The sequence below is a fragment of the uncultured Olsenella sp. genome (assembly GCF_959602185.1).
Taxonomy (GTDB): Bacteria; Actinomycetota; Coriobacteriia; order Coriobacteriales; family Atopobiaceae; genus Olsenella_I; species Olsenella_I phocaeensis.
In genome coordinates this window covers 1-12152 of record NZ_CAUGRZ010000005.1, presented here as the reverse complement: position 1 = coordinate 12152, position 12152 = coordinate 1, and the positions used below count along the sequence as shown (strand labels likewise).

Below are 12152 nucleotides of genomic sequence, written 5' to 3'. Positions count from 1 at the left end.
ACAGCTGGAGGAACCATGGCCAGGCGCTTCTCGAAGACCAACCACACCCACCCACGTCACCTGAGGGCCGCCGCGTTCTCGGCCGTCGCCGGCCTCTCGCTCGTGGCTGCGCTCGCGATGCCCGCAGCCGCCCTCGCGACAGGGGGTGCCGGCATCGACAAGAGCGAGACGGTCTACGTCTCTGCGGACAGCAACGGAAACGTACGCGAGACCACGGTGAGGGAGACCCTCAGCAACGACGGGAAGGCGGCAACCCTCCCCGACCGCAGCGACCTGAGCGACATCAAGCCCTCCGACGACAAACAGGGCTTCAGCACCAATGCGGACGGGAGCCTGAGCTGGACGGCAAACGGAAAGAAGGTCTCGTACAGCGGTCGCAGCGACAAGCCGCTGCCGCTGGCCATCAGCGTGAGCTACACGCTGGACGGCAGGCCCATCGAAGCCAGCGAGCTCGCCGGCAAGAGCGGCCACCTCGTCATGCGCTTCGACTACAAGAACGAGTCCTCGGCAACTCGCTCCGTGCAGGGCAGCCAGCGGGAGCTCTTCACGCCCTTCGCTGCCATCACCACCGTCGACCTCGACGAGGACGTGTTCCACGACGTGAAACTCACCAATGGGCGACTGGTTTCGGGCGACACGCCCATGGCGGTAGGCTACGCGCTGCCGGGACTCCAGAGGAGCCTCGACCTAAGCCGAGACCAGATCGAGCTCCCCGAGTACTTCGAGCTCGAGGCTGACGTGACGAACTTCAGCCTGGGCTCCGTGACCACCATCGTCACCCCCAGCCTGCTCTCGGACCTCGACACCAGCAAGATTGACGCGGAAGACAACGGCGAGACCGTCGACCTGCTACGGAGCTCCATGAGCCAGCTGATGAGCGGCTCGGACGAGCTTGCCAGCGCCCTGCAGAAGATCTCGGACGGCAACACCGCGCTCTCGAGAGGCGTCGACGTCTTCCGCGCCGAGGCGGGGCTCCTGCCGCAGGCGACGGGACAGCTCGCCGACGGCGCCAGCAGCCTTGCGCAGGGCGTGGGCCAGGCGCGCGACGGTGCGGAGTCCCTGGCGGCAGGCGGACAGGCGTTGTCGGAAGGCCTGGGCAGGCTCAATGGGGGCGTCACCGGCCTGCAGGGCGCCTCCGCCGCACTGGGCGCCTCCCTTGGCGACGTGCGAGACGTGCTCACGCGCGCCCAGAGGCAGGCAGCCTCGGCGAAGGACGCCGCCTCCGAGGCCGCCGACATGGCGACCCAGGTAGGTCAGTCGGCCGACGACGCGCAGGTGGCGGCCACGGCCGCTGGTGACGCGGCCGAGAGGCTCGGCAGCTCGGCAGACGCCCTCAAGGCCTACGCGAGTGCGCAGGAGGGCGTGCGCAACCAGGTCGCCGAGGCGCGAGAGGCGCTCATGGGCATCGACCAGACCGGCATGACCGACGCGCAGAGGCAGGCCGTTGCCTCCGCACTCGAAAAGCTCAACGATGCCGCGGGCACCGCGAGCACCGTCCCCCAGCCCGAGGACGTCTCGGCACAGGTCACGAAACTCGAGGAGAAGGCCACGTCCCTCTCCTCCGCCGCGACGTCGGCACAGTCGATTGCACAGAGGTCCGGCGCCGCCTCCGCGGCAGCAGACGCATGCGGCGACCTCGTGGCCGCGGCACGTGGGAGCGAGGAGCAGGCCACGGGGCTGGCGGGCGTCGCCGCCCTGGCACACCAGCTCGACCAGGGCATCGTGAGCATCCATGGAGCGCTGGGGAGCGCGGAGGACGCGGGCAGCCTCCTGGGTGGCGCCGCCGCAAGCAGCGCCGGGGCACAACAGCTAGCCCAGGCCCTGGGCCAAGCCGCCAGCGGTGCGGGCGAGCTCGCGACGGGAGCGCGCCGGATCGACCAGGGCGCCGGACAACTCGTGGGTGGCATCGAACAGCTGCAGGACGGCGCCTCGGCGCTTGCGACGGGCTCGTCCGCTGCCGCGGTGGGCTCCGACCAACTGACGGATGGCCTGAGGGCCTTCGACGAGAAGGCCGTCTCCAAGATGGTCGAGGCACTCGACGGCTCCTCGATGAGGAAGCTCGTCGCACGCCTCGACGCCGTCAGCGAGCTCGCCGACGAGTACGAGAGCTTCGCCGGCATCGCCGAGGGACAGCATGGCACGACGAAGTTCGTCATCCGCCTGGACGCGATTGGGGACTGACGACGTCGGGACGCGCCGCGCGAGATGCCGTTGCCAAAAACTGCGCATTGGATTTTGCGAGGCGATGGCTCAATGCTGGGCCTTTGCCTCACCGTCTCCACAATTGGACGCTACCGTGCGCAGTCTTTTGACGCGCTCCCGGGGGGGCAAAAACCGGCGTCCGGTGACGTGCGTGCCCCGCACGACCGGCACACGGGCCCCGCACGCCCGTCACGCCAAGCCCACGCGCCCCAAGACGCCTGCGTAGTGGCACAATTCAGGGTGAACGTTCCGACTCCCGCGCCCACGAGCGCAAGTTCCAAGGAGAAGTCCATGCCCGAGACCATCCGCAAGGTCAACGTCATCGGCCACCTGCATCCCGACACAGACAGCATCTGCTCGGCCATCAGCATGGCCTACCTCAAGAACCAGACCGAGGACGTGCAGTACGAGGCGCGCCGCGCCGGCACCATCAACCGCGAGACCGCCTTCGTCCTGAGGCACTTCGGCTTCGAGGAGCCCCAGCTCATCACCAGCGTGCGCCCCCAAATCAAGGACATCATGATCCAGCGCACCGACGGCATCGACCGCGAGATGAGCCTCTTCGCCGCCTGGAACCTCATGGGCTCCAGCAAGGCCGACACCCTCTGCATCACCAACGAAAAGGGCGACCTCGAGGGCCTCATCGCCGTGAAGGACATCGCCAACGCCAACATGGACATCTTCGACACGCGCGTCATCGCAGAGGCGAAGACCAAGTACTCCAACATCATCCAGACCCTGAAGGGCAGCATGGTCCTGGGCGACCCCGAGGCCCGCGTCGAGACGGGCAAGGTCGTCGTGGGCACCACACCCGAGATGATGGAGGGCGCGATCGAGCACAACGACACCGTGCTCGTCACCAACCGCTACGAGACTCAGCGCTTCGCCGTCGAGTCCGGCGCCGGGCTGCTCATCGTGTGCAACGGCGCCCAGCTCTCCAACGTCGTCGTGGACGCGGCCCGCGCCAACGGCTGCACCGTGATCACCACGCCCTACGACACCTACGCCGCCGCCCGCCTGATCAGCATGTCCATCCCCGTGCGCGCCAAGATGCTCGACGCCCAGGACGTGCTGCGCTTCAGCGTTAACACCACCGTGGACGACGCGCGCAAGACCATCACCCAGTCGCGCCACCGCTTCTTCCCCGTGCTGGACGAGGACGGCCACTACTGCGGCCTCGTGAGCACGCCCAACCTGCTCAACGTGACGCGCAAGCACGTGGTCCTCGTCGACCACAACGAGCGCTCCCAGGCGGTCGACGGCCTCGAGCAGGCCGTGATCATGGAGATCGTCGACCACCACCGCATCGGCAGCATCGAGACCTCCGCTCCCGTGCGCTTCCGCAACGAGCCGGTGGGCTGCACCTGCACCATCCTCTACAGCATGTACCAGGAGCAGGGCGTCGAGATTCCCAAGAACATCGCCGGCCTCATGATGAGCGCCATCCTCTCTGACACCCTGGCGTTCCGCTCCCCCACCTGCACCCCCCGCGACAAGTATGCCGGCGAGCAGCTCGCGAAGATCTGCGGCGAGGATATCGACGAGTACGCCGACGCGATGTTCGACGCCGGCGCGGAGCTCACGGGACGCACGGCCGAGGAGGTCTTCCACCAGGACTTCAAGGTCTTCTCGCGCGGCAACGCCCGCTTCGGCGTGGGCCAGGGCAGCTTCATGACCAAGAACAGCCGCAAGGCGGCCGAGGCGCTGGTGGGGCCCTACCTCAAGGAGGGCGCCGCCGCTGACGAGCTGCCGCTGGTCTTCTACATGTTCACCGACGTGAAGAGCCAGACCACCGAGATGCTGTACTACGGCGCCGGCGCGGAAGAGATCGTCGCGCGTGCCTTCGGCGTGGAGCCCGTCGACGGCATCGCCACCCTGCCAGGCGTCGTGAGCCGCAAGAAGCAGGTCATCCCCGCGCTCATGACCACCCTGCAGGACACCCAGGAGGACTAGCTCCCAAGCGAGAGTGGCGCGCATACCCGGCAGCGGCAGGGCCCCGCGGCAGACGACGCCGCGGGGTCCCTTTCGTGGCTGCGGTTTGAGTGGCCGCCCACAGCCCGACTGCTCGGCACGAGCTTTTCGGGCATGGGGCAGCCAGACGCAAGGCGGCGCGCCATGGGAGACTGGAAGTCGCGACGCGAGGCGGCACCATGGGGACGCTCACGTCCGAGGAGGGCAGCCTATCTGCATGCGGTTCAAAGATTTTGTATGCGGTTTTTTCTCTCCTTGTTGGCGTATTACAAAGTTAGAATCCATATAACAGCAGGTAGATGAAGCGCATGGAAATCACGTTGTGTGCGGAATCCGCATACAAGTGCGGGAGTCCACGCAAGAGCCTAGCGGCAGGGCCCGCGGCGAAGCTGACTCTCCCCCACCCCGTGTACCTGGACACCCTGGCTGCAGTACCTCTGACGACCGTACCTAGAGGAGCTGGTCCAGGGTGTGTCCGTAGGAGGGCAGGAACTCGTCCATGAAGTCCCGGAGCTCGGGGAGACCCTCGGCCATCCGCTCGAGCGAGGCGCGCGTCGAGGCCTCCGCCGTCACGAACTCGGAGTTGCCGGCAGAGCGCTCCTCCAGGCACTTGATCAGTGCCGAGAGCTTGTCCGCCGCCTTCACGAGCTGTCGCAGATGCGCCTCGCCCTCACGCTCGACCGCATCCGGCTCGCCCTCCCCTGCCAGGCCGAACGCCGACCGAAAGCTACCCTGCAGGTCGGCGGGCAGGGTGGAGAGGAGCGTCTCCTCCGCTGCGGACTCGACGCCCTTGTAGGCGTCGCGAATCTGGGGGTTGAAGTATTTCACCGGCGTGGGGAGGTCTCCCGTGATGATCTCTGACGCGTCGTGGTACATGCCCATGAGCGCGGCACGGCCTTCGTCGAGCGAGCGGCCGTAGCGCACGTTGGCGATCACGCAGAGCAAGTGGGCAATCATGGCGACCTCGAGCGAGTGCTCGCTGAGGTTCTCTGGCCGGGAGCTGCGCATGAGGGCCCAGCGCTCGATGTACTTGAGCCGCGCCATGATCGCCGTGAACTGAGACATGCTGCCTCCCTCGTCGAAACCTACGAGGACCATCGTAGCCAAGGGACGGGACGGATTGCCCGACTCCGGGGATGTGGGCCGGGCACGCAAGTGGCGGAATGCCACTGTTGGCGCAAAAAAGTGCGCACGGAATTCCGGGCCGGGGAGGCAATCCTGGGCAAACGCCGAACGTCTCCACAATTCGGAGCTACCGTGCGCAGTTTTTCCGCACAACCAGCCCGATACCGCGGCGGTGCGATAATGCCAAGCGCCCTATGAGGCCGTCTAGGCGCGTCACCACACACAGCAGCACGCGGCGCCCCCCCGACGACCAGACCGGCCCCCGACCACCAGCACGAAGAGGTCTCATGCACGGACTGCACGCACGTCTCCCCAAGAACTTCGTCCTCGAGGAGCGCCTCGAGCGCTACGCCGACGCCATCGAGCTCGAGCCGCGCCGCCTGGCCGGGCGCTGGCTCGAGGCCTGCAGTCCCGTGGGCGGCCCTCGACTCCGCGAGCTGCGGCTTGACCTGGGCTGCGGCAAGGGCGGCTTCGCGGCCGAGTCCGCCGCGCGCGAGCCCGACGTGCTCTTCGTGGGCATCGACTCCGAGCCCGTCTGCATCGCCTACGCCGCGCAGAAGGCCGTCGAGGACGGCCTTGCCAACCTGGTCCTGGTACCCGCCCTGGGACGCGACGTCGCCGAGCTCTTCGCCCCGGGCGAGGTGGGCCGCATCATCCTCAACTTCCCCACGCCCTTCCCCAAGAAGAAGGAGGCGGCGCGGAGACTCACCCACCTTGACCAGCTGCTCCTGTACCGCCAGGTCCTGGCCCCAGGCGGAAGCGTCGTCTTCAAGACCGACAGCCAACCCCTCTTCGCGTTCTCGCTCACGCAGTTCGAGCTCGCGGGATTCGAGCTGACGTGGAAGAGCGAGGACACCCGTGCCGACAGGCCCGACGACCCCGTGAGCTGGTACGAGGAGCGCCTGGGTAGGCAAGGTGCCACCGTGTTCGGCCTGGAGGCGACGCCAGGCCCGCTGACGGGCCAGGTGGAGCAGACCGCCGAGCTGAGCCTGGCGGAGTACCTGCCCGAGGACCTGGCCCAGCTCTCCTACGTGCCCCACGGGATGCAGGGCACGGTCACCAACCTGCGGAACCTGCGCGCCAAGCAGGGCGCGCGCCACTAGGCGCCACCCCCTAGGGCGGGAGTGGCGCGCCGCCTCGGCCCGGACCGGGTCGCTGCGGGCACTCGGTCGCTCGTTTGCCTGCGGGCACGTGGTCGCGCGTTTGCCTGCGGGCACGTGGTCGCGCGTTTGCCTGCGGTTCAATAATTTGTGTGCGGTTTTTTCTCTCCCTATTGGCGTATTACAAAGTTAGAAATCACATAGCAGCAGGTAAAAGCATCGGACGAGAATCGTGTTGTGTGTGGAATCCGCATACAACTCTGGGATGAGAGGCGGGGACGGCACCGGAGCGAATGCGGCCCCACGGGCGAGGCGCGTGTCGGCGTCGCCATGTCGGCACGTCGGCGCCGCCTTGTGTAGACCTGCCGTCCGCAGACGGGCCGACATGTCTCATGCACGCTTCTGGGTAAACTGGAGAGCATGCCTCACGCAGATGAATCGTTGTCCCAGGTAGGAGGTTCCCCATGAAGGACTCGCATAGGAACGCGCTCATGGCCGCCGGCATCGCAGCGGGAACGGCGGCTGCGGCAGCCGGCTTCTCCGCCTTCTCCAAAATCAGGTACGGCCGCAGCGCCCAGGCGTCCGTGCTCGCCGGCGCCCTCAGGGCCTTCGCCGGAAGGGGCGTCCTCCTGGGCAAGGACCTCGGCCGCTTCGAGGACTTCGTCGAGGCCTGTCGCCAGGAGAACGAGGTCGAGTACCACATCCCCAGCTGGCTGCGCCTCAGGTCCCTGGTCTTCGAGGAGACCTGCGACGGTATGAAGACCTTCCACCTGGGCACCACGGGCAAGAACGCCCGTGCCGTGCTCTACCTGCACGGTGGCGCGTACGTGAAGCAGATCAGCTGGGTCCACTGGCTCTTCCTGGACGACCTCTGCCAGCGCACCGGAGCGGAGGTCTTCGTCCCCATCTATCCCCTGGCGCCCGCCCACGACCACGACGAGGCCTACTCGCTGCTCACCGACCTCTACGAGGGCATGCTGCGCCGCTACGAGGCCAAGGACGTCACCCTGATGGGGGACTCCGCGGGCGGCGGCCTGGCGGCGGGCCTGGCCGAGAGCTTCTCCCACTACGACCTGGAGCAGCCAGGGCAGCTGGTGCTGCTCTCTCCCCAGCTTGACATCACCATGCGCAACCCCCAGATCCACGACTACTTCGACGTGGACCCGGCGTTGGCACCCTGGGGCCTGGCGCAGCTCGGCGACCTCTGGGCCGATGGCGACGACGTGACCGATTACCGCCTCAGCCCCATCAACGGGGACGTTCGGCCGCTGCGCAACGTGACCACCTTCGTCGCCACGCGCGAGATCTTCTATCCCGACTGCGTGGCCTTCGACGCCAAGCTGGGCGAGAACGGCGTGAGCCACGAGCTGGTGGTGGGCACGGGGCAGGCCCACATTTGGCCCCTGTATCCCACACCCGAGGGTCGTAAGGCACGTCGCCTCATCGAGCAGCTGGTGACCAAGGAGGTCCCGCGAGGCTAGGCGACGCGGCGTCCTGACGCTTCGCGTTGGCGCCTGGCCAGCGAGCGCTAGATCCTCCTGACCTCGACCTCTCCCAAGAGCGACTCCACGAGCTCCCGCGGGGCGGCCTGGGTCCCTGACTGCATGACGTTGGCGGCACCGGTGGCCATGGCCAGCCGAAGCGCGTCCTCCAGGCCAAGCCCGCGCTCCTCGGCGAGGGCGAGCGCCGCGACCACGGAGTCTCCCGCGCCGACGGTCGACCCCACGGGCACCTTGGGCGAGCTCGCGCGCCACGCCCCGTCGCCGCCGAGGTAGATGGCACCGTCACCACCCAAGGACACCATGACCCGCGCCACGCCGCGGCCTTGCAGCTCGCGAGCGGCGTCCAGGACGGCATCCTCGTCAGGCAGCGCGCGGCCCACGAGCTCGGCAAGCTCCGCGTCGTTGGGCTTCACGAAGTCGGGGCCGGCCTCGATGCCGCGGGCCAGGCGCTCCCCGTCCGCATCCAGGAAGACCGTGGCGCCGGCCGACTTGCAGGCGCGCACCCACCCCGCGTAGCAGCCCGTCGCGACCCCGCGCGGGAGGGACCCCGCAAGCACCACGACGTCACCTGGCCGCACGCCGTCCACGAAGTGCTCGAGCATGTGGGAGAGGAGCCCCTCCTCCGGCAGGGGGCCGGGCTCGTTGACGTCGGTGTGCGTGCCCGCCGTGGGATCTATGAGCTTGAGGTTGCTGCGGGTCTCTCCCCCCTTGGACCAGAAGGCGTCGACCTCGATGCCCTGGTCGCGAAGCAAGCCCTCGAGCGCGCGGCCCGCCGACCCGGCGAGCAGGACGCAGGCCACGCTCGTTCCGCCCAGGGCCCGCACGACCTTGGACACGTTGACGCCCTTGCCGCCGGGGTCGACGCGCAGCCCGCTGATGCGGTTGACGGCGTCCAGTGTGAGCCCGGGCGCCGTGGCGGTCTTGTCCAGGGCGGGGTTGAGCGTGACGGTACGAATCATGGGGCCTCCTTCTACGTGGGGTCGGGGAGCGCCTGGGTGGCGTGGCGCGGGCGTCAGCGGCAGACGGGCGGGGCGGGACCGCTGCGTCGCGAGCGGCAGGCGTACGCGGACGCGCCTCGTCGATTGCCCTACTCCACCCGACCCGCGATGACGTCGAGGAACTGCTCCCCGTAGCGCCTGAGCTTGGTCTGTCCCACACCCGAGACCTGCAGGAGCTCGTCCTCCCCCTGGGGCCGCAGGCGAACCATGCCCCTGAGGGTAGCATCCGAGAAGACCACGTAGGGCGGCACGCCGGCATCGTCGGCGAGTTGCTTGCGCAGGGCGCGGAGACGCTGGAAGAGGCGCTCGTCCTCGTCGGTCACCTCGCGCTCGCTAGGAAGCTCGCGCGTGCGCGCGCCTCGGCCGAAGGAGCCTGGCGCGCGTCGGGTGCGCAGGTAGCGCTCGGGCGTGCGGCCGCAGCAGACGGAGCAGGAGCCGCAGCCCTCCCGCCCCTGGAAGGCGGCAGAGGCGCCGACGCCGCTCTCGCCTGGGCGTGCCGCATCGACGCGCGTCCCCGAGCCCTGGCCGAAGTAGCCCAGGATGCGGGCGCGCAGACAGGAGTCGCTCATCGCGTAGCCGATCATCTGGCCCAGGAGGCGCTCGCGGCTCTGGGTGAGCGCAGCGCGCTCGGCCTCGTCCAGCTCGGGCGGGAAGTCTCCGGAGTCGATGAGGTAGTGGCAGGTGCGGATGTCACCCCGGCTCCAGAGCAGGTAGCACTCGGCGGGCTCCCCGTCGCGGCCGGCGCGACCCGCCTCCTGGTAGTACTCCTCGAGCGAGAGCGGCAGCCCGCAGTTGATCACGTAGCGGACGTCGGACTTGTCGATGCCCATGCCGAAGGCGTTGGTGGCCACCATGACGCGGGCGTCGTCGCGCACGAAGCGCGCCTGGGCCTCGCGGCGCAGGTCGTTGTCGTAGCCGGCGTGGTAGGCGACGGCGGGGACCCCGGCCTCGCGCAGGGCCTGGGCCAGCGAGTCGACGCGCTTGCGGCTGGTGGCATAAACGATCCCGCTCTGCTCGGCGTGGTCGCGAATGTAGCCCAGCACCCAGCGCTCGCGCTCCTTGGGCGTGAGCTCGAAGCTGTGCAGGAAGAGGTTGGGCCGGTCGAAGCCGTTGACCTGCACGAGCGGGTCGCGAAGTCCCAGGAGGCCCACGACGTCGGAGCGCACGCGGCTGGTCGCCGTCGCGGTGAGCGCGGCCACGACGGGGCGCTGCGGCAGGCGTCCCACGAAGTCGGCGATGCCCCGGTAGGCGGGGCGGAAGTCCTGTCCCCACTGGCTCACGCAGTGGGCCTCGTCCACGGCGAGGAGCGGGACCCGGGCACGGGTCGCGAAGTCGAGGAAGCGCGGGTCCTGCAGACGCTCGGGGGCGACGTACATGAGGTCGTACCAGCCGGCCAGGGCGCGCGCCATGACGACCTCCTGCTGGCGCGGGTTGAGGCTGGAGTTGAGGTAGGAGCCGCGAATGCCGGCGGCCTTGAGCGAGCGGACCTGGTCGCCCATGAGCGAGATGAGCGGCGACACCACGAGCGTGAGGCCGCCCAGCAGCATGGAGGGAACCTGGTAGCAGACGGACTTGCCGGCGCCGGTGGGCATGACGGCGAGTGCGTCCCGACCCTGGAGGATGGCCTCGACGACCTCGCCCTGGCCAGGCCGGAAGCCCTCGTAGCCAAAGTAGTGGCGCAGGGCCTCGCGGGCGCCGTCCATGGTGGGCGGGAAGGATGGGCCCGGCGCGGGTGGGATGGGGGCATGGCGGGAGGGGATGGACGACCTGCGGGAGGGGGTGGCGTCTGTCATGTTGCGTTGCTCCTCTCCCCCGGTCATGCCGGACACGAGTGGCCCGTAAGTGGGTCTAACCGCGCCGTCTGTCGCGCTGGCCGCGCGGAACGAGCGCAAGTCAGCAGAATTTCAAATTCTGCTGACCGGATTTTATCTACCTGCAGTTTTGCCAATGAAGTCAGCATTATCTCAAATTTTGCCGACTTGGCGCCTTGATCACAGCACGACGTGCGGCCATGCCCTCCCCAATGGCAGGGCAATTGGGGACGCTTGCCGTTGACGCGCCACCTTCCGCGCGCGGCCTGCTACAGTCCCACTTACGTACGCGCACGGGCGCGCACACCACCCAGGGAGGTACCCATGAGCGAGCACGAGCACGACGAGGAAGAGGTCGACTTCATCGAGATCGACTTCGACGACGGCAGCACGGTGCGCTGCGAGGTCCAGGGCATCTTCGAGCTGGACGGCGACGAGTACATCGCCCTCCTTCCCGATGACGACAGCGACGAGGTCTACCTCTACGGCTACAAGGAGTATCCCGAGGAGGGGACCTACGAGCTGGTGGACATCGAGTCCGACGAGCTGTTCCAACGCGTCTCGGACCGCTACGACGAGGCGGCAGCCGAGGAGGAGCTCGAACTCGCCGAGGCCGAGGGCGACGCCGAGGAGGAAGACGCGGAGTAGCGTCCCCTTGAGGCACGGCGGCATGCAGGCTCTGGCCCGGCAGCGGCTCGTTCCGCTGTCGGGCCTCCTCATGCCGCGCGCGGTGGCACGCCCCTCTCACACAAAACTGTATTCGTGCGAGAGGAAATCGCGTCGTCCCAGTTGCCGCCTTGCTTCGCTCGCACGCCAGGCCGATCGTGCGAACGCCGCATGGCACCCGCGAGCGCGTGGACGCCGGGAGCGGAACCCTCGGGTAGTAAGCTAGGACGGAACACGAACGCCCCGCCGGCGCCCACATAGGAGTCCAAACATGCCAAAAATGACCGCAGGCAACCGCCTGTACTTCTACCAGCTGCTCTCCACCAGAATCGGCACCCTCAGGCAGGTCCCGCTCGCACAAGTCGAGGAGCTCTTCGAAGCGGAGGACCTGCGGCCCGAGGACGTGGGCGCTCCCGACATCCAAGGCGTGATGGAGCTCCTCCACGACTTCGTCCGCCTCACCGTATTCAAAAAGGGTCGCGTCTACGTGACGGTCCAGCCCCAGGAGGATTGGGACGCCGTCCTGGCACGGGCGGCAGGGCAGGTCGCGGGCGAGAAGGCCGCGCCGGTGGCGGGCGCGAGGTCTTGGAAGCACAAGAAGAGCAACAAGGACCCCAAGCCAGCGAAGCCGCGGCACCAGCGCGCCAAGAAGAAGTCCACGGCAGGGCCGGAGCCGGAGGTCGCGGCGGAGCCGGCAACCGTGGCGCTACCGACAACCGCGACGGAGCCGGAGGTCGCGGCAGCTGAAGGGCCCACGAACGAAAGCATGCCCGCAGC

Annotated in this window: 9 protein-coding genes; 6 read left to right on the top strand and 3 right to left on the bottom strand. The window is 68.3% G+C overall.

Annotated elements, in window-relative coordinates:
• The first annotated feature begins 15 nt into the window (after positions 1-15).
• Together Q5923_RS04725 and Q5923_RS04720 are read left to right on the top strand one after the other, a co-directional pair.
• Complete coding sequence (locus Q5923_RS04725; RefSeq protein ID WP_303132467.1) at positions 16-2181, top strand: hypothetical protein; 2166 nt, start codon at positions 16-18, stop codon at positions 2179-2181.
• 312 nt (positions 2182-2493) lie between these two features.
• Complete coding sequence (locus tag Q5923_RS04720; protein ID WP_303132465.1) at positions 2494-4155, top strand: putative manganese-dependent inorganic diphosphatase; 1662 nt, start codon at positions 2494-2496, stop codon at positions 4153-4155.
• Between the two features lie 468 nt (positions 4156-4623).
• Here the strand turns inward: Q5923_RS04720 and yfbR are convergent, their stop codons facing one another.
• Complete coding sequence (gene yfbR / locus Q5923_RS04715) at positions 4624-5238, bottom strand: 5'-deoxynucleotidase (protein WP_009278535.1); 615 nt, start codon at positions 5236-5238, stop codon at positions 4624-4626.
• 347 nt (positions 5239-5585) lie between these two features.
• Between yfbR and Q5923_RS04710 the strand changes: the two genes are divergently transcribed.
• The gene (locus Q5923_RS04710; RefSeq protein WP_303132463.1) at positions 5586-6401 is read left to right on the top strand and encodes a tRNA (guanosine(46)-N(7))-methyltransferase TrmB; all 816 of its coding nucleotides are present in this window, start codon (positions 5586-5588) and stop codon (positions 6399-6401) included.
• A gap of 461 nt (positions 6402-6862) precedes the next feature.
• Entirely contained in the window at positions 6863-7879 is a 1017-nt protein-coding gene (locus tag Q5923_RS04705; protein ID WP_072499772.1) for an alpha/beta hydrolase, read from the top strand.
• Positions 7880-7926: 47 nt separating this feature from the next.
• Here the strand turns inward: Q5923_RS04705 and pfkB are convergent, their stop codons facing one another.
• Together pfkB and Q5923_RS04695 are read right to left on the bottom strand one after the other, a co-directional pair.
• A complete protein-coding gene (gene pfkB / locus Q5923_RS04700) occupies positions 7927-8859 on the bottom strand; it encodes a 1-phosphofructokinase (RefSeq protein WP_303132460.1) in 933 nt (310 codons plus the stop codon).
• Positions 8860-8987: 128 nt separating this feature from the next.
• Positions 8988-10691 carry an ATP-dependent DNA helicase RecQ gene (locus Q5923_RS04695; protein ID WP_303132458.1) on the bottom strand — a complete coding sequence of 568 codons (1704 nt, stop codon included), beginning with the start codon at positions 10689-10691 and terminating at the stop codon, positions 8988-8990.
• A gap of 342 nt (positions 10692-11033) precedes the next feature.
• Here Q5923_RS04695 and Q5923_RS04690 point away from each other — a divergent pair, with 342 nt between their 5' ends.
• Both Q5923_RS04690 and Q5923_RS04685 read left to right on the top strand, forming a co-directional pair.
• Positions 11034-11357: a DUF1292 domain-containing protein gene (locus Q5923_RS04690; RefSeq protein ID WP_062531703.1), complete on the top strand. Its 324-nt coding sequence runs from the start codon at positions 11034-11036 to the stop codon at positions 11355-11357.
• Positions 11358-11646: 289 nt separating this feature from the next.
• The coding region (locus tag Q5923_RS04685) for a hypothetical protein (RefSeq protein WP_303132455.1) at positions 11647-12152 on the top strand (506 nt) is incomplete at its 3' end.